This window comes from Micromonospora sp. U21 (assembly GCF_018070045.1).
GTDB lineage: Bacteria > Actinomycetota > Actinomycetes > Mycobacteriales > Micromonosporaceae > Micromonospora.
In genome coordinates, this window is record NZ_JAGPYK010000004.1 from 243,173 (window position 1) to 267,255 (window position 24,083).

The window sequence follows — 24,083 nt, forward strand, 5'->3', positions numbered from 1 at the left end:
GCCTCTGGTTGGATCAACGCAGGATGCCGGCGGAGGAGTTGGACGTGAGTGGTCAGGTCGAGGTCGTCCACATCGGGTGTTACACCGCGCAGAGCGGCGGGCGGGGCAGCGGCATCGTCGCGGCTCGCCGTGACCCGGCCACCGGGGCGTTGACCCCGCTCGGCACGGTGGCGATCACCCCGTCTCCCTCCTTCCTGGCCCGGCACCCCACCCACCCGGTGCTCTACGCGGTCAACGAGCTGGCAGATGGGGAGGTCAGCGCCTGGCAGGTCGGCCCCGACGGGGCGCTGGATCCGCTCGGCAGCTGGTCGACCGGCGGCGCCGAGCCCTGCCACCTGGCGGTGCTGCCCGACGGCGGCCACCTCGTGGCGGCCAACTACGGCGGAGGCAGCGTCGCGGTCTTCCCGCTCGACGCGCGGGGCGTGCCCGGCGAGCGCACCGACCTGGTGGTGCACGAGGGCCACGGCGCCGACCCGGAGCGCCAGGAGCGGGCGCACTGCCACATGGTCTCGCCGGGCCCGGGCCGAGGGCCGCTGCTCGCGGTCGACCTCGGCACCGACTCGGTCTACCGGTACGACCTGGACGGCGCGAGCGGGCGGCTGGTGCCCCGCGGACCCCGGATCCGTACGGCTCCCGGCACGGGCCCCCGGCACCTGGCCCGCCACCCCGACGGGCGGCGTTGCTGGCTCGTCGGCGAGCTGGACGCCTCGGTCATCGCGTACGAGCTGACCGACGATGGCGCGCTGCACCAACGCGGTCGGGTCGAGGCGAGCGAGCGGGCCGGCCACGTCCAGCCGTCGGAGGTCGCCGTCGCACCGGACGGCCGGTTCCTCTACGTCGCCAACCGCGGGGTGGGCACCATCGCCGTCTTCGACCTGGCCGGCGAGCTGCCCGAGCTGGTGGCCGAAGTGGACACCGGTGGCGAGTGGCCCCGGCACTTCGCGTTGCTCGGCGACCACCTCTATGTCGCCGACGAGCGGGCGGGCATGGTGCGGGTCTTCCGCCGGGACGCCACCACCGGCGTCCCGACGCCGATCGGCGAGCCCGTGCCGGTGCCGAGCCCGACCTGTGTGCTGTCGTGAGACGCGAGAGCGACACCGATTTGACCACACCATGGGGCCGCCTCATCACTCTGCGTCGTTAAACAGCGATCAACTGTTTCTCCTCCGTAACTTTCGTCCGAACGGATGTGGCAGAGAGGGCACCTTGTACGCAAGATGGTCACCGTGTCAGCAGGCCGCCATCGCATGCGTACGAAACTCCATCTAGCAGCCGCCGCCGCTACGGCGACGGTGCTCGTCGTCACGACCGGCGTCTGGTTCGGCTATCGAGAGCTGATCCAGCCCAGCTGTTCGGGGGAGATTCGGCTCGCCGTGGCAGTCGCCTCCGAGCTTGCGCCCGCGGTGGACGCCGCCGCGTCCCAATGGGTCAAGGAGGGCGCCGCGGTAGGCCCCACCTGCATCCGGGTGGACGTCTCAGCGTCCGACCCGGTCGACGTGGCCGCCGTGGTGGCGGCCAAGCACGGTGCCGTTCTGGCCGGCGTCGGGCAGGCCAGCGGCACCGCCGTCACCCCGGACGTCTGGGTGCCGGACTCCTCGACCTGGCTGCTGCGGTTGAAGAAGGACGCCACGGCGTTCGCTCCGACCAACGGCGCCTCCATCGCGCGCAGTCCCGTCGTCGTGGCGATGCCCGAGCCGGTGGCCGGCCGGCTGGGCTGGCCCAAGAAGAAGTTCACCTGGACGGACCTGCTCAAGCAGGTCAACAACCCAGGCACCCCGCTGCGCACCGGGATCGTCGAGCCGACCCGGGACGCGGCCGGCCTGTCCGGCCTGCTGTCGCTGACCGCGGCGGCCAGCGCCGCCGGTGGCGACGCCCAGCGCAACACCGTCGGTGCCCTGCGGGCGCTGGCCACCGGGCGCTCCTCGCTCCGCAACGATCTGCTGGCCCGTTTCCCGACCGCCACGGACCCGACGTCCATCGCCAGCGGTCTCGGCGCGGCGGCGCTGTCCGAAGAGGACGTGATCGCCTACAACAGCAAGGAGCCGCCGGTAAAGCTCGCCGCGCTCTACATGGAGCCGGCGCCGATGCCGCTGGACTACCCGTACGCGGTGCTGCCCGGCATCGAGCCGACCAAGGCCTCGGCGGCCCGGGTGCTGTACGAGCTGCTCACCACCCCCAAGTTCCGCGACCGGCTGGCGGCGCAGTCGCTGCGCGCGCCGGACGGCAACTGGGGCGCCGGCTTCAAGGCGCCGCAGGGCGCGCCGAGCCCGGCCGGCGGCGCGTCGACCGCGCCGCCCACCGGCGGCACCGCCGCGGGTGGCCTGGACCCGGCTGCGATACAGCGGGTCGTCTCCAGCTGGTCGATCGCCACCCAGTCCGGCCGGATGCTGGCCGTCATCGACGTCTCCGGCTCGATGAAGGAAAAGGTGCCCAGCGCCAACAACCGCAGCCGGGAGGAGGTCACCGTGGATGCGGCACGCCGCGGCCTCGGCCTCTTCGACGACTCCTGGTCGATCGGCCTGTGGACCTTCTCCACCAAGCTGGTCGGCAACCGGGACTACCGCCAGCTGATCCCCATCGGCCCGCTCTCCGCCCAGCGGGCCCAGTTGGAAGGCGCGCTCGGCGGCATCAAGCCGTCCGACGGCGGCACCGGCCTCTACGACACCACGCTGGCCGCGTACCAGGCGGTGCAGGAGAACTGGCAACCCGGCCGGGTCAACTCCATCGTGCTGTTCACCGACGGCAAGAACGAGGACAGCAGCGGCATCAGCCAGGCCCAGCTGCTCGCCAAGCTGAAGCAGATCGCTGACCCGGAGCGGCCGGTCCAGGTGGTCATGATCGGTATCGGCGAGAGCGTCAGCAAGGCCGAGCTGGAGTCGATCACGAAGGTGACCGGTGGCGGCAGCTTCGTCACCAAGGACCCGAGCGAGATCGGCAACATCTTCCTCAACGCCATCGCGCTCCGCCCGCCGGCGCCGCGCTGATTCGAGACGCAGACAGGAAGGGGCCCGTCGTACACCGATCCGGTACGGCGGGCTCTTTCTCGGTAGCCCTCGACGGTTGAAGAAAAGTGACGGCAATACGTCGGAAGTAATCGGCGGTCATAGTTGTCAGGGCAGGATGGCGACGTGTTCCGGCATTGCCGGTCCGCCTCCGGTCCGATCCGTCGGCCGGGGCCGTCCTGATCAGAGTGGGAGGGCCGGTGACCGCGGCGACACTGTCGACCCCCGCGAGCAGGTCGGGGAAACCTGCCGGCCGTCCAGCCGGGCTGGTGACGCGCGCCGACGAACGGTCGTACATCCGGATCCTGGTGGTGCTGGACACCACCGTCCTCATCATCGCGCTGCTCGTCGGCTACGTCGCCCGGTTCGGTGACGACGAGCCGAGCGGCTCGGAGATCCCGTACGTGCTGGTGGCGCCGGGGCTGGTGCTGGCCTGGCTGGTCTCGCTCAAGGCGCTCGGCTGCTACGACGACCGGGTGATCGGTTACGGGGCGGACGAGTACCGGCGGGTCAGCTCGGCCAGCCTGCGGCTGGCCGGCGCGATCGCCATCGCCGGGTACATCGCCGACGTCGGCGTCTCCCGAGGCTTCCTCGGCATCTCCTTCGCGGTGGGCACCTTGGGGTTGGAAGTCGCCCGCTTCGCCGCCCGCAAGCGTCTGCACCGGGCCCGCTCACGTGGCGCGGGCTGGTCCCGCAAGGTGCTGGTGGTCGGCGACACCGCGCACGTGCTGGAGCTGGTGCACACGTTGCGCCGGGAGCCGTACGCCGGCTACCACGTGGTCGGCGCGTGCATCCCGGACGCGCTGCTGGCGCCGGTGGCGCAGCGGTTGGGCGACGTGCCGGTGGTGGGATCGTTCCGCGGCATCCCGGAGGCCGCCACCGCGATCGGCGCGGACACGGTCGCGGTCACCGCCTCCGGCGAGCTGACCGCCGCCCGGTTGCGCCGGCTCGGTTGGCAGCTGGAGGGGACCGGCGTCGACCTGGTCGTGGCGCCCGCGCTGACGGACGTGGCCGGCCCACGGATCCACACCCGCCCGGTCGCCGGGCTGCCGCTGATCCACGTCGAGGCGCCCGAGTTCCGCGGCGCACGGAAGCTGGTCAAGGGCTTCGTCGACCGGTCCGCCTCGTCGCTGGCGCTCGCGTTGCTGCTGCCGCTGATCGCGTTCATCGCGTTGGCCATCAAGCTGGACAGCCGGGGCCCGGTGCTGTTCCGGCAGGTCCGGGTCGGTCGGGGCGGGCAGGAGTTCGGGGTGTTCAAGTTCCGGACCATGGTGGTGAACGCCGACGTGCTGCTCGCCGAGCTGGCCGCCCGCAACGAGACCGACGGCCTGATGTTCAAGATGCGCGACGACCCCCGGGTCACCCGGGTCGGCCGGCTGCTGCGCAAGTGGTCGCTCGACGAATTACCGCAGCTGGTCAACGTGCTGCTGGGCCAGATGAGCCTGGTTGGGCCACGCCCACCACTGCCCTCGGAGGTGGCCCGCTACGACGGCGACGTGGCCCGGCGGCTGCTGGTCAAGCCCGGCATGACCGGTCTGTGGCAGGTCAGCGGCCGGTCCGACCTGAGCTGGGAGGACGGCATCCGGCTCGACCTCTACTACGTGGAGAACTGGTCCCTCGCCGCCGACCTCACCATCCTCTGGAAGACCTTCGGTGCGGTGGTGAACAGCCGCGGTGCGTACTGACGGTCACGGCTGCGGCCCGGTCCAGTCCAGGCAGACCACCACCGCGTCATCGACCAGGTCACCGGAGACGAACGCGCGCAGGTCACCGATCAGCGACCGGACGGCGTCCAACGGCTCCATCGGGCCGGTCCGCCGCAGGAACCGGTCCAGCGCCGTCTCGCCGTAGCGCGTGTGCTGCCCGGTGGCCTCCACCACCCCGTCGCTGACCACGAAGATCCGGTCGCCGCGCTCCAGCGGGAACCGCTGCTCCTGGTAGTCGGTCGCCTCGAACATGCCGAGCGGGAACTGCGCCTCCAGCGGCTGCTCGGTGACCTTTCCCTCGCGCAGCAGGACCAGGCGGGGCGAGCCGGCGTCGACCACCGTCAGCACCCCGGAGCGCAGGTCCAGCTCCATCAGCAGCGAGGAGAGGTGCCGTTCACCCCGGTACTCGTCGTAGAGCGCCTGGTCGGCGAGGGCGGCCTGATCGGCCAGGCCGAGCCCGGCCCGGCGGGCGTTGCGGAGCGCGTGGGTGGCCAGCGAGGTGAGCAGGGAGGCAGCGACACCCTCACCGGTGCCGTTGATGGTGGACAACCAGAGACTCTCCCCGTCGTCGGACCAGTCGAAGCTGTCGCCGCGCACCGTGTACGCCGGCTCCAGCTGCCCGGCCAGACTGAATGAGGGCCGGATCCGGCTGCGACCCGGCAGCAGGTCCCACTGCATCTCAGCGGCCAGGGTGAGCCGCTGGCTGCGCCGCGCCGCCCGGTAGACGTCGGTGCCGGCGGACACGGCGGCCAGCTCGTGGGCGAGCGCGGTGGCGATGTCGGCCAGCTCGCCGACAAGGGTCGGGTCGTCCGGGACCGGCGCCAGTCGCAGCACCCCCCGGCGCTCGCCGCGCATGCTGACCGGGAGCCAGGCCGTGCCGTCGGCGAGCACCGGCGACTGGTGGTCGAAGGCGCGCCAGGCGGGGTGCCCGGGACCCGTCACGGGGTCACCCTCGGTGAGAGGCAACAGCTCCGAGAGCCGGTAGTCGACCTGGAACAGCTCCGTCTCGGTGATCCCGTACGACCCGGCAAGAACGTCGCCGACGCCGCCGACGAGACGATCGACGGGTGTCTCGTTCAGGGTACGTCGTGCCCGATTGACCGGTTCGCTCATCACCACTCCCTTGATCAAAGCTCGACCACCAGTGGGTTCGGAGTAGTCTCGGGCCACCATGGCCGAACTGCACGGTCCGCCGGACCCCGAGACGAGTATGGCTGCCGCGTTGGACTCGGCGGCGGCTGCCCTGTTGACCGTGTGGGAGTCGGCTCGGGAGGGGACCGCCAACCGGGTGTCCGGAGCGCAGCTACGGGCTGTGATGGTCGTGGAGCAGTACGACGGGATCAACCTGCGTCGGCTCGCCTCCCGGCTCGGCATGCTGCTCAGCTCCGCCAGTCGGCTCTGTGACCGGCTGGTCGCCGCCGGAATGCTGGAGCGTGAGCCGGGCCGTTTCGACCGGCGGGAGATCTCCCTGCACCTCACCCCGGAGGCCCGCCGGCTCCTCGCCGAGCTGCGAGCCGACCGCCAGGCGCAACTCGCCGTCGTGCTGGCCGGGATGAGCCCCGCGGGTCGCACCGCACTGCTGGAGGGGATGCGGGAATTCGACGAGACGGCCCGCCGGCAGCAGGCGCAGACGTCGGGGCCGAGCGGGCCGGACGACCTGGACCCGCCGACCGGGCGGGCAGGCGACTGGTCGGAGGACGCGGACCCGCCGGGCCGGGCGGTGTGGACGGGCGCGTCGGCTGGACCCGAACGGACGGTGTGCCCGCCCCGGGAGTCGCCGACCGGGGAACCTCCGGTGGCGCGGACCGCCTGATCCGGCCGGTCGGGCCGAGCGCCCCGCCCACGTCGAGCCGCTGGGCGCCGGGGCTGCTGTCGGTCACGCCGACGCGCACACGGCCAGCACCGCTACGTCGTCGTGGGCCTGCCCGCCCGGGGACCCTTGCCTGAGGGCAAGAACCACCGAGCCTCCGCGACGGACGCCCGTCAGCCGGAGCGGGCCAGCCAACCGGCGGGACGAGCGACGATCTGGCGTACCACCGAGCCGGCCGCGCCCACCGCGGCGGCCTCCGCGCCGAGTGTCGCCGGTCGGACCGTGACCGGTGACCAGGCGGCGGTGAGCACCCGGCCGGCGATCTCGGCGAGCACCGGGGGGCACAGCCAGGGCGCCAGTGGGGCGTACCCGCCGCCGAGCACGACGGTGTCCAGGTCCAGCAGGTTGACCACGCCGGCCACCGCGACACCGAGCGCCGTCCCGGCGTCACGCAGCGCCCGCAGCGCGTCGGCGTCGCCGGCCTCGGCCAACTCGGCCAGTCGAGCCGTCGCGGTGTCCGCCGGAAGTTCCGCCCGGGCCAGCCCGGCAGCGGCCACGATCGCCTCCTGGCCGGCGTACTGCTCCAGGCAGCCCTGCCCGCCGCAGCGGCACGGACGGCCCTGCGGGTGGACCGGGAGGTGCCCGATCTCACCGCTCCAACCGCGCACGCCGCGGAACAGCGCTCCGTTCAACACGATTCCGGCGCCGATGCCGACCTCGCCGGAGATGTGCAGGAAGCTGGCCGGGCCGGGCGGCCGGGAGTGCAGTTCGCCGAGCGCGGCGAGGTTGGCCTCGTTGTCCACCACCAGCGCCGGCACGCCGGGCACCTGCTCGGTCAACGGCGGGTGCTCGGCGAGCAGCGCCGGCACCGGCACGTCATGCCAACCGAGGTTCGGCGCGAGCCGGACCAGCCCGGCGCCGTCCACCAGGCCCGGCACGGCGAGCGCGGCCCCGGCCAGGCTGAGACCCTGCCGGGCGGCGTCGGTGCGGGCCTGCCCGGCCATCGCGACCAGTCGGGCGAGTGCCTCGGCGGGGGCGACCGGGCGCAGGTCGGCCCGGTGCACGGTGCGGTGCCGGACCTGGCCGGACAGATCCACCACGCAGACCGCGAGGTAGTCGACGTTGATCTCCAGGCCGAGCCCGGCCGGCCCCTGGTCGGCCAGCACCAGACCCCGGGCCGGGCGGCCGGCGCCGGCCCGGGGCGCCGGGTCGGCCTCGTCGACCAGCCGGCCGGCGAGCAGGTCCTCGACCACCGCGGAAACGGTGGCCCGGGTCAGGCCGGTCGCCGTGGCGAGGTCGGCCCGGGATGGTGGACGGTCGGCGGCGGCGATCCGGCCGAGCACCAGGGCGAGGTTGAGCTCGCGCAGGCTGCCCTGACGGACCGCGCCGGCCGGAGCGTTGGTGGGGCTCACCCCTTGACAGTGCCACAGGCCGCGCAAATAATTCAATCGTTGAACAAATAGTGGACGACACACCCCGGAGGCCCCTCATGGCACCCCGTCCCACCCCCGCCGACAAGTTCTCCTTCGGGCTCTGGACCGTGGGCTGGCAGGCCCGCGACCCGTTCGGTGACGCGACCCGCCCGGAGCTGGACCCGGTCGAGGCCGTCAACCGGCTCGCCGAGCTGGGCGCGTACGGGATCACCTTCCACGACGACGACCTGGTCCCGTTCGGGGTCGACGCCGCCACCCGCGACCAGCACATCGCCCGGTTCCGCAAGGCCCTCGACGAGACCGGCCTGGTGGTGCCGATGGTCACCACCAACCTCTTCAACCACCCCGTGTTCAAGGACGGCGGCTTCACCAGCAACGACCGCGACGTCCGGCGTTACGCGCTGCGCAAGGTGCTGCGCAACGTCGACCTGGCCGCCGAGCTGGGTGCGAGCACCTTCGTGATGTGGGGCGGCCGGGAGGGCTCGGAGTACGACGTCGCCAAGGACGTCCGCGCCGCGCTGGACCGCTACCGCGAAGCGGTCGACCTGCTCACCCAGTACGTCATCGACCGGGGCTACAACCTGCGCTTCGCGCTGGAGCCCAAGCCCAACGAGCCGCGCGGCGACATCCTGCTACCTACCGTCGGGCACGCGCTCGCCTTCATCTCCCAGCTGGCCCACCCGGAGCTGGTCGGCCTCAACCCCGAGGTCGGGCACGAGCAGATGGCCGGGCTCAACTACGCCCACGGCATCGCCCAGGCGCTCTGGCAGGGCAAGCTGTTCCACCTGGACCTCAACGGCCAGCGCGGCGTCAAGTACGACCAGGACCTGGTCTTCGGCCATGGTGACCTGATGAACGCGTTCGCCCTGGTGGACCTTCTGGAGAACGGCGGCCCGAACGGCGGGCCGACCTACGACGGCCCCCGGCACTTCGACTACAAGCCCTCCCGCACCGAGGACATGGCCGGGGTGTGGGCGTCGGCGGCCGCCAACATGAGCACCTACCTGCTGCTCAAGGAGCGGGCCGCTGCGTTCCGCGCCGACCCGGAGGTGGCCGAGGCGCTGGCCGCCAGCAAGGTCGCCGAGCTGAGCACGCCGACGCTGAGGCCGGGCGAGGGGTACGACGACCTGCTCGCCGACCGGTCCGCCTTCGAGGAGTTCGACGTCGACGCGGTGGCCGCCCGGGGCTTCGGCTTCGTCCGGCTCAACCAGCTCGCCGTCGAGCACCTGCTCGGCGCCCGCTGAGGCCCGCCATGCTGCTGGTCGCGGGCGTCGACTCGTCCACCCAGTCCTGCAAGGTGGTGATCCGGGACGCGGAGACCGGTGCCCTGCTCCGGCAGGGCCGGGCGCCGCACCCGGACGGCACCGAGGTCGACCCGGAAGCCTGGTGGCAGGCGCTACGCAGCGCCGCCGACCAGGCCGGCGGGTTCGCCGACGTGGCGGCGGTCTCCGTCGCCGGCCAGCAGCACGGCATGGTCTGCCTCGACGAGGACGGCCGGGTGGTCCGGCCGGCGCTGCTGTGGAACGACACCCGCTCCGCCGACGCCGCCGCCGATCTGGTCGAGGAGGCGGGCGGCGGCGCGGCGGGGCGCCGGTTCTGGGCCGAGGCCACCGGCAGTGTTCCGGTGGCCAGTTTCACCATCACCAAGCTGCGCTGGCTGGCCCGGCACGAGCCGGAGCTGGCGGCCCGGGTGGCCGCCGTCTGCCTGCCGCACGACTGGCTGACCTGGCAGCTGGCCGGCGCGCCGGGGCTGGCCGCGCTGCGGACCGACCGGGGTGACGCCAGCGGCACCGGCTACTGGTCGCCGGCGACCGGCGACTACCGGCTGGACCTGCTGGAGCGGGCCTTCGGTCGGCGGCTGACGGTGCCCGAGGTGCTCGGTCCGGCCGAGTCGGCCGGCAGGCTACCGGCCGGGGAGCTGGGTGGGCCGGGCGGCGCGCTGCTCGGCGCGGGCACCGGGGACAACGCCGCCGCCGCGCTCGGTGTCGGTGCCGGTCCGGGTGACGTGGTCGTCTCGATCGGCACCTCCGGCACGGTGTTCAGCGTCGCCGACGTGGCGGCGGCCGACGACGGCGGCGCGGTGGCCGGCTTCGCCGACGCGGCCGGCCGGTTCCTGCCGCTGGTCTGCACGCTCAACGCAGCCCGGGTGCTGGACGCCGCCGCCGCGATGCTGGGTGTCGGCCTGGACGAGCTGGCCGAGCTGGCGCTCTCCGCGCCGGCCGGGGCGGACGGGCTGGTGATGGTGCCGTACCTGGAGGGGGAGCGGACGCCGAACCGCCCGTTGGCCACCGGCGCGGTGCACGGGCTGACCCTGCGCACCTCGACCCCCGCGCACCTGGCGCGCGCCGCCGTGGAGGGCATGCTCTGCGCGCTCGCCGACGGCCTGGACGCGTTGACCGCGCAGGGCGCCACCGTCCGCCGGGTCATCCTGGTCGGTGGTGGGGCCCGGTCGGCCGCGGTACGTCGGATCGCGCCGCAGGTCTTCGGCTGCCCGGTGGTCGTCCCGCCGGCCGGGGAGTACGTCGCCGACGGCGCCGCCCGGCAGGCCGCCTGGGTCGCTCTCGGCGGTGACGCGCCACCGCGGTGGACGGTCGAGGGCACCGAGGAGTACGCCGCCGAGCCCGTCCCCGCCGTCCGTGACCAGTACGCCGCCGCCCGGGGGTTGGTCCTGGACCGGCGCTGACCGATCGGATCGACGCGGGTGGTGCCGGTGGGAAGCTGACCGGCACCACCCGCGTGACGACCTCCTCAGCGGAGTCTGGTTGGCTGCCGGTCATGACCGTGACCAGTGCCGGGTCCCGCCGGGCCCGTGGTGGCGGCCCGGCGCACCGGTTGTACAGCGTCGTGGTGTTCGTGCTGCTCGCCTCGCTGGACAACGTGGCCATCGGGCTGGTCCCGCCGCTGTACGGGCCGATCGCCGAGGCGTTCGCCGTGTCGGGGCGGCTGCTCGGCCTGGTCACCGCGGTCAGCTTCCTGGTCAGCGCGGTGGCCGCGGTCGGCTGGGCGTACGTCGGCGACCGGACCAACCGCAAGCCGCTGCTCATGGTGGGCACGCTGCTCTGGGCGGCGGGCACCGGCGGGAGTGCGCTCGCCGGCGGGTACCTGACGTTCCTGGCCGCGCAGCTGGTCGCGGCGGTCGGTCTCGGCGCGGTCGGCTCGGTCGGCTTCTCGGTGGTCACCGACCTCATCTCGCCGACGCGGCGAGGGCTGGTGATGAGCTTCTGGGGCCTCTCCCAGGGGGTCGGCACGCTGGCCGGCACGCTGGTCGGCGGGCTGCTCGGGGCGACCGACTGGCGGCGGCCGTTCCTGGTGCTGACCGGGGTGGGCCTGGCCGCCACGCTGGCCTACCTGTTCACCTACGACATCCGGCGCGGCCAGAGCGAGCCGGAGCTGGCTCCCGCGCTGCACGAGGGGGCCGAGTACGACTATCGGATCAGCCGCGCCGACCTGCCGCGGATCCTGGCCCGGCGGACCAACCGGTGGCTGATCCTGCAGGGCCTGACCGCGCAGGCGGCCTTCGGTTCGCTGGTCTGGCTCCCGGTGCTCTTCGCGGAGCGCGCCGAGGCGCAGGGCTACTCGGAGTCGACCGCGGTGGTGGTGGGCAGTGTCTTCGCCACGCTGTTTCAGCTCGGCGGGGTGCTCTCCATCGTCGGCGGGCTGATCGGCGACGCGGTGCAGCGGCGTAACCCGGGGGGCCGGGCATTCGTCGCCGCGGTCGGCATCCTCGCCGCGCTGCCGTTCTACCTGGTGCTGTTCTTCGTGCCGGTGAGCATCGACGTGCCGGACGACGGCAGCACCGGCGCGGTGATCGGCGCGATCCTGTCCAGCGTGTTCACCGAGCCGTCGGTCGGGCTGAGCCTGCTGACCGCGGTGGTGGCGCTCGCGTTGACCTCGGCCAACTCGCCGAACTGGTTCGCGCTGATCGCCGACGTGAACCCGCCGGAGCACCGGGGCACCGTGTACAGCCTGGGCAACCTGGTCAACGGGGTCGGCCGGGCGGCCGGCAACGGGCTGGTCGGCGTGGCCTTTCAGGGCCTGCGCGCGGCGTTCCCGCCACCGCTGAACTTCGCCGTCGGGCTGGCCGCGTTCCAACTCTTCTTCATCCCCACCGGCGTCATGTACTGGCTCGCCTCGCGGACCTCACCGGCCGACATCGAGAACGTGCACGACCTGCTGCACACCCGCGCCGACCGACTCTGACCGCGCCGCCCTCCGCCGGTGGACCGCCCTGTATCCGGGTTGTGGTGGCCTCCCGCCGGATCGAGGCCACCACATCCCGGAAGCAGCCCGATTCTCGATGTGCCGGTGCGCGGAGTGAATCGTCTGCGACATCAGCTCCAAAGCACCCCGGCCCGTCCCGCCGACCCGTTCAGGAGCAGGGGCGGCGGGACGGGCCGGACAGGCTGGGATCAGCCGCGTACCCAGACCGTCACGTCGGTCGGCACGGCGCCGTCGTCGTGCAGCGGTGCGCTGGAAGCGAGCAGTTCCGCGCCGGCCGGAACCGGCACCGGAGTGGCGCCGAAGTTGGTCAGCACGGTCAGCTCGCCGTTGCGGAAGGTCAGCACCTCGTCGCCGGAGGACAGCCACTCCAGCGTGCCGTGGCCCAGCCCGTGGACGCGGCGCAGCCGCAACGCCGTGCGGTACAGCTCGTACGTCGAGCCGGGCACGTCGCGCTGCCGGTCCAGCGCGTACTCCGCCCACAGCGGCGGCTGCGGCAGCCAACTGGCGTCGGACGGCCCGAAACCGTACGACGGCGCGTCAGCCTCCCACGGGATCGGCACCCGGCAGCCGTCCCGGCCGCGCTGGGTGTGCCCGCTGCGCGCCCAGGTCGGATCCTGACGGGCCTCGTCCGGCAGTGTGGTGTGCTCGGGCAGGCCCAGCTCCTCACCCTGATAGAGGTAGGCCGAGCCGGGCAGGGCGAGCATCAGCAGGGTGGCCGCCCGGGCCCGGCGCAGGCCGAGCGCGGCGTCCGGCTGCGGGTCGCCGATGCCGATGCCGTTGGGCCGGACGGTGCCGATCGGCAGGCCCAGTCGGGATGCGTGCCGCACCACGTCGTGGTTGGACAGCACCCAGGTGGTCGGCGCGCCGACCGAGTCGGTCGCCTCCAACGAGCGGGTGATCACCGCGTACTGGGCCGGCGCGGTCCAGGCGGCGAGCAGGTACTCGAAGTTGAACGCCTGATGCATCTCGTCCGGACGGACGTAGCGGGCCAGCCGCTCGGCCGGCTCCACCCACGCCTCGGCGACCAGCACCCGCTCGCCGGGGTAGCTGTCCAGGAGCTGCCGCCACTGACGGTAGATCTCGTGGACGCCCTCCTGGTCCCACATCGGCGGGCGCGGCTTGTCCACCTCGTTGCCGGACAGGATCTCCTGCGGCTCCTGCCAGTCGGCCAGGTCGGCCTGCTTGACCAGGCCGTGTGCCACGTCGACCCGGAAGCCGTCCACCCCGCGGTCCAGCCAGAACCGCAGCACGTCCAGGAACTCCGTGTGCACCTCCGGGTTGTCCCAGTTGAGGTCCGGCTGTCCCGTGTCGAACAGGTGCAGGTACCACTGGCCGGGCTGGCCGTCCGGGTCGACCGTCCGGGTCCAGGCCGGGCCGCCGAAGACGCTCTGCCAGTCGTTCGGCGGCTGGTCACCGGTCGGGTCCAGGCCTTCGCGGAAGATGTACCGGGACCGCTCCGGGCTGCCGGGCGCGGAGGAGAGCGCGGCCTGGAACCAACGGTGCGCCGAGGAGGTGTGGTTCGGGACCAGGTCGACGATCACCCGCAGGCCGCGGGAACGGGCCTCGGTGATCAGCTTGTCCGCGTCGGCGAGGGTGCCGAACAGCGGGTCGACGTCCCGGTAGTCGGCCACGTCGTAGCCGGCGTCGGCCTGCGGCGACGGGTAGAACGGGGAGAGCCACACCGCGTCCACGCCCAGCTCGACCAGATGGTCGAGGCGGGCGGTGATGCCGGGCAGGTCGCCGACGCCGTCCCCGTCTGAGTCGGCGAACGAGCGGGGGTAGATCTGGTAGATGGCGGCTTCGGTCCACCAGCCGGTGACCGGGTGACCGGAGGGGGTCTGCTGCGTCGGATCGGTGTTCAGGGTCGTCTCCCGTGTCGAACTGTGGGTGGACTGCCGGGTGCTGCTGCCGGCCGCGTCGCCGCCAGCCGCCGGGCCGGCGGCGGATGGTTGGAGTTCAGTGTGCCCGGGGCGGTGCGGTCGAGTCCCGGACGACCAGCCGAGTGGGCAGGATCACCGGGCTGTCGCGACCGGGGGTCCGTTGACCGACGATCGGGCCCAGGCTCCGGGCCCCGAGCGGGTCGAGCAGCATCCGGGCGGCCAGCCGGCCCTGCTCGGCGGCGGGCTGGGCGATGGTGCTGAGCCCGAGCACACCGGCCAGGTCGTGGTCGTCGATGCCGATCACGCTGACGTCCTGCGGTACGCGCAGACCAGCGTCGCGCAGCGCGGTCATCGCGCCCATCGCCATCTCGTCGCAGGCGGCGACGATCGCCGTCGGCGGCTCGCCCCGGGCCAGCAGCTCGGCGGTGGCCTGGGTGCCGCCGTCGATGGTGAACGTCGACTCGACGTCCAGGCTCGGGTCGGGTTGCATTCCGGCGGCCCGCAGCTCCTGCTGATAGCCCCGGCGCCGGTCCAGGTGGGTGGTGAAGGCCAGCTCGTCGTCGGGGTCGCCGGAGATGTGCGCGATCCGGCGGTGGCCGAGGTCGAGGAGGTGCCGGGTGGCGGTACGGGCGGCAGCCACGTCGTCGATCCGCACGCACGGCCAGTTGGGCACCCTGGTCCCCGAGCTGATGGTCACGCCGGGCAGGTCCAGGGAGGCCAGCGCGGTCAGGTCGGCCGGGCGCAGCGGCGTGGCGACCAGCATGATGGCGTCCACCCGCTTGTGCAGGTTGGCGGTGCGCAGCACCCGCTGGCGGACCTGCTCCCGGCCACCCAGGTTGTAGAGCAGCAGGTCGTAGCCGGACTCGTGGAGGTACTCCTCGACCGCCTCCACGACCGTGCTGAAGAACCATCGGGTGATCCGGGGGACCACCACCGCGACCGTGCCGGTGCGGCCACCGGCGAGCCGGGACGCGCTCGGCGAGACCTCGTAGTCGAGCTGCTCGGCGGCGGCGAGGACGCGGCGCCGGGTGGCGGCGGAGACCGTCGGCAGCCCGCGCAGTGCCCGCGAGACGGTGGCCGTGGACACTCCGGCCAGCCGGGCGACATCATCAATCTTCGTCACGGTTCCCCCGCGCTCGGTACCCGGCGCCCGCCGCCGCCCGAGGGGCCAGGCGGCGGCGGGCAAGCGGGTCAACCCTTGACGCTGCCGGCGAGCAGGCCTCGCACGAAGTAGCGCTGCAGGGACAGGAACACGATGAGCGGTACGACGATCGACACGAACGCCCCGGCGGTCAGCCGCTGCCACTCATTGCCCCGGGTGCCGGCCATCTCCGCCAGCCGGACGGTGAGCGGGGCGGTCTCGTCGCCGCCGCCAGCGAAGATCAGCGCGACCAGCAGGTCGTTCCAGACCCAGAGGAACTGGAAGATGCCGATCGCGGCCAGCGCCGGGGTGATCAGCGGCAGCACGATGGTGCGGAAGATCTTCGGGTGGCCGGCGCCGTCGACCCGGGCCGCCTCCATCAGGTCTCCGGGTAGCTGCGAGATGAAGTTGTGCAGCAGGTAGACGGCGAACGGGAGCGCGAAGCAGGTGTGCGCGAACCACACCTGGGCGAACTTCTGTTCGTCGACCAGGTCCCAGGCCGGCATCAGGGTGATGCCGGCGACGGTGACACCGGTGGAGAAGAACTTCAGCAGCGGCACCAGCGCCATCTGCAGGGGCACGATCTGCAACGCGAAGATCGCGATGTAGGCCCAGTCCCGACCGCGGAAGTTGATCCAGGCCAACGCGTACGCCGCCAGGGAGGCGAAGGCGAGCGGGAAGAGTACCGACGGGATGGTGATCGCCAGCGAGTTGATGAAGTAGCTGGCCAGCTGCCCGGACGACGATGACCGGCCGAACAGGACCTGCTGGTAGTTCTCCAGGGTGAACTGCGGGTTGGTGAAGGCGGTCCACCAGCCGGTGGTCTTGATCTCGTCCTCGGGCCGGAGCGAGGAGATGAACAGGCCGAAGGTCGGGATGGTCCAGACCACCGCGATGACGATCGAGATGAGGGTCGCGGTGCGGCTGTTCAGCCGCTTGCGGACCCGCCCGGCGGTGGTCTTCGGTCCGTCGGTCTGCTGGGTGCCGACGGCGATTGTGGGCGTGGCAGTGGTCATCTCAGCCCTCCCGCTGCTGACGGAGGTTGCGGATCTGGTAGATCACGATCGGGATGACCAGGATGAAGAGGAAGACCGCGAGCGCGGAGCCCTGCCCGTTCTCGCCGTACCGGAACGCCTGGTTGTACATCTCGTTGGCGATCACGCTGGTGTCGTAGTTGCCGTTGGTTGCGGTTCGGACGATGTCGAAGACCTTGAGCGTGGCGATCGAGAGGGTCACCACCACCACGATCAGCGCCGGTCGGATGGTCGGCATGGTGATCTGCCAGAACATCTGCCACGGGCTGACTCCGTCGAGCCGGGCGGCCTCCACGATGTCGCCGGGGATGGCCTTGATCGCGGCGGAGAGCACCACCATGGCGAAGCCGGCCTGGATCCAGATCATGATGACGATCAGCAGCAGCGTGTTCAGCGGCGACTCGAGCAGCCACTGCTTGGGTTCGCCGCCGAGGCTGACCACGATGTGGTTGAGCAGGCCGATCTGGTCGCCGTCGCCGCGGTAGGCGTAGACGAACTTCCAGATGATGCTCGCGCCGACGAACGAGATCGCCATCGGCAGGAAGATCAGCGACTTGGCGACGGCCTCGAACCGGGCCTTGTCCACCAGCACGGCGTAGATCAGGCCGAAGCCGGTCGCCACCAGCGGGACCAGGATCACCCAGATCAGGCTGTTGGTCAGCACCCGGATGATCGAGCTGTCGGAGAACATCCAGCTGTAGTTGGCCAGGCCCACCCACTCGTTGCTGTCCTTGTCCATCAGGGAGAGCAACGTGGTGCGGATGGCTGGCACGACCAGCCCGATGGTGAGCAGCAGCACCGTCGGCAGCATGAAGAAGAGCGCGAAGAGCCCTTCCCGTTGCTTCGGGCGCCGGGGGAGCGGGGCGCCGCTGGCGGACGCGGCGACGAGCTGCGTCTCCCGACGGCGGGCGAACCAGGCCGGCACCACGTCGAGGAGCAGGAGCAGACCGCCCACCACCGCGACGAAAGCGATCAGCCCGTACATCAGCATGAGGAACTTCGGCTGTTCCTCTGCGAAGTCGAACTCCATCGACCCTCCCAGGTCCAGATCCGCCGGTGGGCGGGCCCGGGGGTGCGGACCGGCCCACCGCTCAGATCACTTCCAGCTGCTCTCGATGCCCTGGAGCACCGACGCGGTGTCCTTGCCGTTGATCCACTCGACCATGCCCTTCCAGAACGTCCCCGCGCCGACCGCGGCCGGCATCAGGTCGGATCCGTCGAAGCGGAACGTGCCGGTCTTGTCCTGCAGGATCTGGACGGAGAGCTTGTCGATCGGGCTGGCGACGTTGGCGATGTCCAGCTTGTTGTTCGCCGTGACCCAGTTGCCGAGCTTCGCGCGGCTGTTGACGTACTCGCTGGAGGCGAGGTAGGTCTGCACCGCCTGCACCTCGGGACGGTCGGCGTACGCGACGACGAACTCGCCCGCGCCCAGCACCGGCTTGCCCTTGGCCGCGTCGATGGCCGGGAAGTAGAAGGCGAACGCGTCGCCGTCCTCGGCCACCTTCGTGCCCTCGGGGAACTGGTTGGCGTAGAACGACGCCTGCCGGTGCATGGCGCACCTGCCGGTGGTGACGGGCAGGCCGGCCTCACCGAAGGCGGTGGTGCCGATGCTCTTCACACCGCCGAAGCCGCCGTTCATGTACTTCTCGTTCTTGAGGATGGTGCCGGCGCGGTTGACCGCGTCGACGATCCTCGGGTCGTTGAACGGGATGGCGTGGGTGGTCCACTGGTCGTAGACCTCGGGGCCCTGGGTGCGCAGGACCACGTCCTCGATCCAGTCGGTGGCCGGCCAGCCGGTGGCGTCACCGGACTCGATGCCGGCGCACCACGGCTTGACGCCGGTCGCAGCGATCGTGTCGCTGAGCTTGATCATGTCGTCCCAGCTGGTCGGAACCGTCCAGCCCTTCTCCTTGAAGAGCTTCGGCGAGTACCAGACGAAGGACTTCACGTTCGCGCCGAGCGGCACGCCGTAGAGGGTGCCGTTGACGGTGCCGTACTTCAGCCAGTCGGCTGGCAGGTTCTGCTCGGCCATCGTCTTGGTGTCGGCCCCGAGGGACTTCAGCTTGCCGGCGTCGGCGAACCGCTTGACCAGGCCCGGCTGAGGCACGAACGCCAGGTCGGGCGCGTTGCCGCCGTCGACCCGGACCGGGAGCTGCGCCTCGAACTCGGCGTTGCCCTCATAGTCGATCTCGATGCCGGTGCAGTCGGTGAACTGCGACCACGACCGCTCCAGCAGGTCGGCCTCGGCGTCACGGATGGACGCGTAGATGGAGACCTTCTTGCCGTCGTGTCCGTCGTACTTCTCGTATGCGGCACACTCCGCGGAGCCCGCGTTGTCGCTCTTCTTGTCGTCGCCGGTACCGCAGGCGGTGGCGCTGAGCGCCAGCCCCAGTACGCCGGCGATCGCGAAGGCCTGGCGTGGTCTGGTAAAGACCGCCATGCCGTCCTCCTTTCTAGCCGGCGCGGTCGTGCTCAATGGCCCGGCGCCGGTCCCGATGGGCGTGCACACATGTAAGCGCTTGCATCGGGTCCGGTCCAGCCCCTGGCAGACACGAGCGAGTAACAATCCGGAAACCTCCAGGCCGCCCCGTGGGCGCGCTCCCGGGCCGGGTCTCCGACTCTTTCGAAGAATGACGATATCTGTCAGGCTGAACCCTCCACATCGAAGGTTTTCGACATAGGAGGAGCTGTATGCGTAAGCGGTGGATCAGCCTGCTCGTGGCGGGCCTGCTCGTCGGGGGAGTCCTGGCTCCGGCGAGCCCGGCGCTGGCCGCGCCGACCTTCAAGGTGCCGTTCCCCTGCGGCCAGTCCTGGTCCGGGCAGACCCGGTCGAACCACAGCCCGGCGTACGCCGTCGACTTCAACCGCACCGACGACCTCGGCGACCCGGTGGTGGCCAGCGCCCCGGGCACCGTCGACCGGGTGACCGACCTCGGCGGCACCAGCTACGGCAGGTACGTCCGGATCAACCACGGTGGCGGTTACAGCACGTACTACGCCCACCTCAACGGCTTCAACGTGTCGGTCGGCCAGACGGTCGGCTACGGCAAGGTGCTCGGCTGGGTCGGCAGCACCGGCGGCTCCACCGGGCCGCACCTGCACTACGAGCAGCGCCTCAACGGTGGCGACGTCCAGGTCCGGTTCAACGGCGCCCTCGCCCTGTACTGGGGCACCAAGAGCTACACCAGCGACAACGGGTGCAGTTCGGGCACCGGCAACGGCACGGTCGACACCAGCGGCACCCCGCTGACCGTCCGCTCCGGCCCCGGCACCGGCTACGCCTCCGTCGGCACGGTCGCCGACGGCACCAGGGTGACCATCACCTGCCAGACCAGCGGCACGACGGTCACCGGCACCTACGGCACCAGCTCGATCTGGGACCGGATCGGCGCCGGCCGCTTCATTGCCGACGCGTACGTGTACACCGGTCACGACGGCTACATCCCGGGCGTGCCCCGCTGCTGAACGGTTCGACGACCAGGGTTCCCGGCGGGCGGCGCCGTCGGGGACCCGTCGGTCAGGAGTTCAGCCGCCAGATCGACAGGTTCAGTGCGGCGGCGAAGGTGACCCAGGCCCAGTAGGGCAGCAGCAGCGCCGCCGCGACCCGGGAGACCCGGGCGAACAACGCCACGGTGAGCCCGATCGCCAGCCACATCGCCACGATCTCGGCGAACGCCAGCCCGTACTGCCCCGCGCCGAAGAACAGCGGGGTCCAGATCGCGTTGAGCACCAGTTGGGCGGTCCACGCCCAGAGCGCCGGCCCGAAGCCGACCTGACGCCAGGCCAGCCAGCCGGCCACCGCGATCAGCGCGTAGAGCACCGTCCAGACCGGGCCGAACAGCCACGAGGGCGGTGCCCAGCCGGGCTGCCGCAGGCTGGCGTACTCGTCGGTGGTGCCCTGCACCCCCAACCCGCCGATCGCAGCCGCGACGAAGACCGCGACCGCGAAACAGGCGAGCGCCCAGCGGGATCGTCGGCCGGAGGTCGGTGGCACGTCCTGAGATACCTCCACGGTCGAGATATTTCCGCCTGGTCGGCGGTCAAACCGCTGGCGCGGAACCCACGCCGAGACCGGTCACCGCCCGACCTGGACCCGCGCCCGCGCTCCTGTGGACAGCACGGCGCCGGGGTCGCCACGTCCGGTGCTCCCGTCGGGAGGACGGAACTCCGGTCGCGGCGACCCCGGCGGGTCCCGGTATTGCGCCTACGGACGTCAATTATTGAAGATGCTGACACCACCCGGGCCGACCAGCAGCCCGACGACGATGAGGACGATGCCCCACAGGATCTGCCGGCGGAACAGCGCGAGAATGCCGGCGACGACGAGTACGACTGCGAGAATCCAGAGAATCAGCTCCATGACCTCTGACTACCCGAGCGTCCGATCGGGGAAACCTGGTCGCTGTCGGGTTGATCGCCGACATGGAAGACGCTGTAGGCCTGCTTGATCACCGGGTGCGCGACGTTACGTACCCGCACCCCACCGGGCGTGGTGCCGCGCTCGGTGCCAGCGTGCGCGTGCCCGTGCAGGGCCAGCGCGGTGGGCGCCGAGTCGATCGCCTGCCCGAGCTGGTACGAGCCGAGGAACGGGTAGATCTCCAGCGGCTCGCCGGCCAGCGTGTCCGGCACCGGTGAGTAGTGGGTGAGCGCGACCAGCATGTCGCAGTCGAGCGAGCGCAGCGCCGTACCGAGGCGCTCCGCGCTGTCGGTGGTGGTGTGGACGAACGCCTTCATCTCCGGTTCGCCGAAGTCGCTCGCGCACCGGCCGGCGAACCCGCCGCCGAAGCCCTTGACGCCGGCGATGCCGAGCCGGCCGCCCGCGCAGTCCAGCACCACGCCGTCGCCCTCCAGCACGGTGATGCCCGCGTCCTCGAGCACCTTGACCACCTGCGGCACCTGGTCACACTGGTGGTCGTGGTTGCCCAGCACGGTCACCACCGGCACGGCCAGCCCGCCGAACTCCTGCGCCACGCAGCGCGCCTCCGCCTCGGTGCCGTGGCGGGTCAGGTCGCCGGCCAGCAGGAGCACGTCAGCGCAGTCCGGCAGTTCCTCCAACGCCGGGCGGAACCGGCCGACCACGTCCTCGTCCAGATGCACGTCACCCACGGCGGCGATCCGGATCACCATGAAGCCTCCCTCAGGGCAGTTGCTCGATCTGCGTGGGCGCCTGGGCGCGGATCACCCCGATGTCGCTGGTGATCGGCACGTCCGGGAAACGCTCGGCCACCCGGCGCAGGATCTCCTCGCGCCGGTGCGGGCTCTCCACCTCGCCGTAGAGCATGAGGGCGCGTTCCCGTCGCACCACGGTGATTCCCTGTTCGGCGACGGCGGGGTCCTCGGCGAGCAGCCGGTGGATCTCGGCCTCGACGTACTCGTCGGGTGGTCCGGCGCCGCTGTCGCGATGGTGGGTCACGGTGTCCCCTCTCCTGCCTGGGTGCCGGTTTCCGGCACCACCTCCAGCCGGTCCAGCAGCACCAGGAACGCCTCGGCGTACGGCGAGTGCTGCGTCTCCTTGCGTACCCGTTCCCAGTCGATCTGCTCCCGCAACGACCGGGCCAGCGGCAGGCCGCGGGCGAAGTCGCAGTAGTGCTGGGAGAAGCTGAGCAGCTTGTGCACCATCAGCTGGGTGGCGGACAGGACCGGCATGTGAATCGCGTCCACCGGCCGGACGACCGTGTCGGCGAATGTCTCCTCGGTCACCGGCGTCTCGATCGGTCGGTGGATCAGATCGACCATCCGCCCGTCGTCGAAGACCTTCACCAGCCAGTCCTCCGGCGGACGCTCGGCGACGAAGCCGGCGGCCACCAGGGCCTCCAGGGCCTGCTCGACGTCGACCTCCCGGATCAGGAAGTCGACGTCGTGATCACTGGAGTGGCCGCCGTGGGCGTAGACGGCGAAGCTGCCGCCCAGCGCGAACGGGATCTCGGACTGCTTGAGCACGGCGGCGACCTTCTTCAGGGTGTGCACCAGACTCTCGTCCCCGCGCTCAGCCATCTGGTTCTCCCGTCGGTCGTGTTGGTGGACAGGCGGTTGGATTCGAACTCCCGTACCCGGCATTCCGGTCGCCCACACCTGGTCGGGTCGCGGGTGGGTGCGAACAGGGATCAAGCACCACAAACTGCGCGGGTCGGAGCACGGGTCGGATAGCCTGTCGAGGGTGGCCACATCATCGGGGATGCGACGCGGCAGGACCCGGTTGCGCACCGTGGCCCTGATCGGCATCGACGGCTCGGGCAAGACCACCCAGGCGCACCGGCTGGCCGACGCGTTGACCGCCGCCGGCCGCCCGGCCACATACCGCCGCAACGCCAGCGGGCGTCGCTGGCTCGGCCGGCTCGCCCACCGGCTCGGCCGTCCCGACGCCCAGCGACTCGTCGGGCGCGACGGCGTGCTGGCGGTGGAATCCGTGCTGCGCTGGCTCGCCATCGCCGCCGCCCTGCTCAGCTGCCTGCTCACCGGCCGGACGGCGGTGATGGACCGCTACTCGGCCTGCCAGTACGCCAGCATCCGCGCGCATGGCGGGCACCGCTGGGAGCGGTTGGCCCGGGCCGGCTACCGGCTCTTCCCGACGCCGCAGGTCACCTTCCTGCTCGCCGTCGACCCGGCTGAGGCGTACCGGCGAATCGAGCAGCGGGGCACCGACCACGAGACGATGGGCTGGCTGACCGCGGCCGACACCGCCTACCGCGCCCTGCCCGAGTACCCGACCTTCGTCCTCGTGGACGCGGGCCGCTCGGCCGAGGAGGTGAGCGAGCAGATTCAGGCGCACCTGGCGACCTGGCTGCCGCCGTCCGTCCGTCCCGACCCGGGTCGTCCGCCCGCCGGACCGCCGCCGTCCGAAGTGCCGGAGCCAGCGGCGCCGCAGCCGTCCGTGATGCCGCCGCCGGTGTCGACGCCGTCCGTCGGCGCGACGGCCGCCGTGCCGGCGGTGGGGGAGCGGACCAGCCGTGGGGCTGACGGGCCGCTGGTGGCTCAGGCCCGCCCGTAGACCGGGACCGCGGCGCCGCTGGTCGGCGCGGACTCCGCCGACGCGAGGAAGTGGACCACCGGGGCGATCTCGGCCGGGGCCACCCAGCGGGAGTGGTCGGCGTCGGGCTGAGCGGCACGGTTCGCCGGGGTGTCGATGACGCTGGGCAGCACGGTGTTGCAGCGCACGTTGCGGGACCGGTACTCGACCGCGACCGCGTTGGCGAAGGCGAGCACCGCGGCCTTGGCGGTGACATAGCCGGCCGCGCCGGGGAACGGGGCGACCGCCGCGCGGGCCGAGACGCAGACCACGGCACCGCCACCGGCCGCCACCAGGTGCGGCAGCGCGGCCTGGGTGACCAGGTAGGTCGGCCGCAGGTTGGCGGTGAGCATCCGCTCGAACTCCTCGACCGGCGTCTCGTGCACCAGCCCGCCGCTGGCGTAACCGCCGACCAGGTTGACCACCGCCCGCAGCGGCGCCGCCGGTTCGCCGGCGGCGGCCTCGACCGCCCGCGCCGCGCCGGCCGGATCGGTGAGGTCCGCGACAAGCCGGACCAGCCCGTCCGCCGCCGGCTCCGACCGGGGCCGGGCTCCCCGCTCCGGTACGACCACCCGCCAGCCGGCCGTCAGGAACGCGGCGGTGACCGCCCCGCCCAGCCCGCCCGTGCCCCCGGTGACCAGCACACTGCGCTCCGCCATGCGCCACACGCTAGCGCCGCCCCCGCCTCTCCATCGCCCCGACCCGCTCCGCCGGGTCCACGCCGTCCGGTCGGGTCGCGTCGAGGCGTCGGCGGGGGAGCCCTGCCCGGTGTGGCTGGTCGGGGACGCCGTACGGTCTGGCCAGACCCGGATGTCGCACGCCCGGAGCCGTCCGACAGGTTGCCCCGGCC

General features: G+C 72.0%; 21 protein-coding genes and 1 pseudogene. 9 read left to right on the forward strand and 13 right to left on the reverse strand.

Features of this window, described 5'->3' with window-relative positions; genetic code table 11:
- Positions 1 to 23: 23 nt before the first annotated feature.
- The 3 genes from KBX63_RS07455 (at position 24) to KBX63_RS07465 (ending at position 4,687) form a co-directional block, all read left to right on the forward strand.
- Entirely contained in the window at positions 24 to 1,082 is a 1,059-nt protein-coding gene (locus tag KBX63_RS07455; protein ID WP_247661919.1) for a lactonase family protein, read from the forward strand.
- Between the two features lie 144 nt (positions 1,083 to 1,226).
- Positions 1,227 to 2,984, forward strand: coding sequence for a substrate-binding domain-containing protein (locus KBX63_RS07460; RefSeq protein ID WP_210909846.1), 1,758 nt, complete (start codon positions 1,227 to 1,229; stop codon positions 2,982 to 2,984).
- A gap of 218 nt (positions 2,985 to 3,202) precedes the next feature.
- Positions 3,203 to 4,687, forward strand: coding sequence for a sugar transferase (locus tag KBX63_RS07465; protein WP_210909853.1), 1,485 nt, complete (start codon positions 3,203 to 3,205; stop codon positions 4,685 to 4,687).
- Between the two features lie 3 nt (positions 4,688 to 4,690).
- Here KBX63_RS07465 and KBX63_RS07470 read toward each other — a convergent pair whose 3' ends face one another.
- Complete coding sequence (locus KBX63_RS07470) at positions 4,691 to 5,821, reverse strand: PP2C family protein-serine/threonine phosphatase (RefSeq protein WP_210909855.1); 1,131 nt, start codon at positions 5,819 to 5,821, stop codon at positions 4,691 to 4,693.
- Positions 5,822 to 5,879: 58 nt separating this feature from the next.
- Here KBX63_RS07470 and KBX63_RS07475 point away from each other — a divergent pair, with 58 nt between their 5' ends.
- Positions 5,880 to 6,521: a MarR family winged helix-turn-helix transcriptional regulator gene (locus tag KBX63_RS07475; RefSeq protein WP_247661849.1), complete on the forward strand. Its 642-nt coding sequence runs from the start codon at positions 5,880 to 5,882 to the stop codon at positions 6,519 to 6,521.
- Between the two features lie 170 nt (positions 6,522 to 6,691).
- On the opposite strand, the gene KBX63_RS07480 is transcribed toward KBX63_RS07475, so the two are convergent.
- Complete coding sequence (locus KBX63_RS07480) at positions 6,692 to 7,930, reverse strand: ROK family transcriptional regulator (protein WP_210909863.1); 1,239 nt, start codon at positions 7,928 to 7,930, stop codon at positions 6,692 to 6,694.
- 77 nt (positions 7,931 to 8,007) lie between these two features.
- Here KBX63_RS07480 and xylA point away from each other — a divergent pair, with 77 nt between their 5' ends.
- The 3 genes from xylA (at position 8,008) to KBX63_RS07495 (ending at position 12,151) form a co-directional block, all read left to right on the forward strand.
- Positions 8,008 to 9,195 (forward strand): xylose isomerase, encoded by a 1,188-nt coding sequence (gene xylA / locus KBX63_RS07485; RefSeq protein ID WP_210909870.1) that lies wholly within the window; start codon positions 8,008 to 8,010, stop codon positions 9,193 to 9,195.
- 8 nt (positions 9,196 to 9,203) lie between these two features.
- Positions 9,204 to 10,634, forward strand: coding sequence for a xylulokinase (xylB, locus tag KBX63_RS07490; RefSeq protein ID WP_210909873.1), 1,431 nt, complete (start codon positions 9,204 to 9,206; stop codon positions 10,632 to 10,634).
- 92 nt (positions 10,635 to 10,726) lie between these two features.
- Positions 10,727 to 12,151 (forward strand): MFS transporter, encoded by a 1,425-nt coding sequence (locus KBX63_RS07495; protein WP_210909880.1) that lies wholly within the window; start codon positions 10,727 to 10,729, stop codon positions 12,149 to 12,151.
- Between the two features lie 209 nt (positions 12,152 to 12,360).
- On the opposite strand, the gene KBX63_RS07500 is transcribed toward KBX63_RS07495, so the two are convergent.
- The 5 genes from KBX63_RS07500 to KBX63_RS07520 all read right to left on the reverse strand — a co-directional run bounded on the left by KBX63_RS07500 (position 12,361) and on the right by KBX63_RS07520 (position 18,667).
- On the reverse strand, positions 12,361 to 14,034 hold the full coding sequence (locus KBX63_RS07500; protein ID WP_210910182.1) for a glycoside hydrolase family 13 protein: 1,674 nt from the start codon (positions 14,032 to 14,034) through the stop codon (positions 12,361 to 12,363).
- 94 nt (positions 14,035 to 14,128) lie between these two features.
- Positions 14,129 to 15,175 (reverse strand): LacI family DNA-binding transcriptional regulator, encoded by a 1,047-nt coding sequence (locus KBX63_RS07505; RefSeq protein ID WP_210909882.1) that lies wholly within the window; start codon positions 15,173 to 15,175, stop codon positions 14,129 to 14,131.
- A 68-nt stretch (positions 15,176 to 15,243) separates the two neighbouring features.
- Positions 15,244 to 16,209, reverse strand: coding sequence for a carbohydrate ABC transporter permease (locus KBX63_RS07510; protein WP_210909883.1), 966 nt, complete (start codon positions 16,207 to 16,209; stop codon positions 15,244 to 15,246).
- Between the two features lies 1 nt (position 16,210).
- Entirely contained in the window at positions 16,211 to 17,257 is a 1,047-nt protein-coding gene (locus KBX63_RS07515) for a carbohydrate ABC transporter permease (protein ID WP_210909885.1), read from the reverse strand.
- 66 nt (positions 17,258 to 17,323) lie between these two features.
- Positions 17,324 to 18,667 carry an ABC transporter substrate-binding protein gene (locus KBX63_RS07520; protein WP_210909887.1) on the reverse strand — a complete coding sequence of 448 codons (1,344 nt, stop codon included), beginning with the start codon at positions 18,665 to 18,667 and terminating at the stop codon, positions 17,324 to 17,326.
- A 251-nt stretch (positions 18,668 to 18,918) separates the two neighbouring features.
- Here KBX63_RS07520 and KBX63_RS07525 point away from each other — a divergent pair, with 251 nt between their 5' ends.
- Positions 18,919 to 19,692, forward strand: coding sequence for a M23 family metallopeptidase (locus KBX63_RS07525; protein WP_210909889.1), 774 nt, complete (start codon positions 18,919 to 18,921; stop codon positions 19,690 to 19,692).
- A gap of 52 nt (positions 19,693 to 19,744) precedes the next feature.
- Here KBX63_RS07525 and KBX63_RS07530 read toward each other — a convergent pair whose 3' ends face one another.
- From KBX63_RS07530 to KBX63_RS07550, 5 genes are all read right to left on the reverse strand, one after another.
- Positions 19,745 to 20,239, reverse strand: a complete 495-nt coding sequence (locus KBX63_RS07530) for a TspO/MBR family protein (protein ID WP_210909891.1) — start codon at positions 20,237 to 20,239, stop codon at positions 19,745 to 19,747.
- Between the two features lie 201 nt (positions 20,240 to 20,440).
- On the reverse strand, positions 20,441 to 20,587 hold the full coding sequence (locus KBX63_RS07535) for a GPGG-motif small membrane protein (RefSeq protein WP_165949678.1): 147 nt from the start codon (positions 20,585 to 20,587) through the stop codon (positions 20,441 to 20,443).
- The gene (locus KBX63_RS07540) at positions 20,578 to 21,354 is read right to left on the reverse strand and encodes a metallophosphoesterase (protein ID WP_210909893.1); all 777 of its coding nucleotides are present in this window, start codon (positions 21,352 to 21,354) and stop codon (positions 20,578 to 20,580) included. Before KBX63_RS07540 ends, KBX63_RS07535 begins: the two co-directional genes overlap by 10 nt.
- A gap of 10 nt (positions 21,355 to 21,364) precedes the next feature.
- Positions 21,365 to 21,640 carry a hypothetical protein gene (locus tag KBX63_RS07545; RefSeq protein ID WP_210909895.1) on the reverse strand — a complete coding sequence of 92 codons (276 nt, stop codon included), beginning with the start codon at positions 21,638 to 21,640 and terminating at the stop codon, positions 21,365 to 21,367.
- The gene (locus KBX63_RS07550) at positions 21,637 to 22,449 is read right to left on the reverse strand and encodes a nucleotidyltransferase family protein (protein WP_307871642.1); all 813 of its coding nucleotides are present in this window, start codon (positions 22,447 to 22,449) and stop codon (positions 21,637 to 21,639) included. Before KBX63_RS07550 ends, KBX63_RS07545 begins: the two co-directional genes overlap by 4 nt.
- Here KBX63_RS07550 and KBX63_RS07555 point away from each other — a divergent pair.
- Positions 22,403 to 23,056 (forward strand): annotated as a pseudogene (locus KBX63_RS07555) (dTMP kinase); the annotation flags it as partial. The gene KBX63_RS07550 and the pseudogene KBX63_RS07555 overlap by 47 nt on opposite strands.
- 143 nt (positions 23,057 to 23,199) lie before the next feature.
- Here the strand turns inward: KBX63_RS07555 and KBX63_RS07560 are convergent.
- Positions 23,200 to 23,892 carry an SDR family NAD(P)-dependent oxidoreductase gene (locus KBX63_RS07560; RefSeq protein ID WP_210909905.1) on the reverse strand — a complete coding sequence of 231 codons (693 nt, stop codon included), beginning with the start codon at positions 23,890 to 23,892 and terminating at the stop codon, positions 23,200 to 23,202.
- Between the last annotated feature and the right edge of the window lie 191 nt (positions 23,893 to 24,083).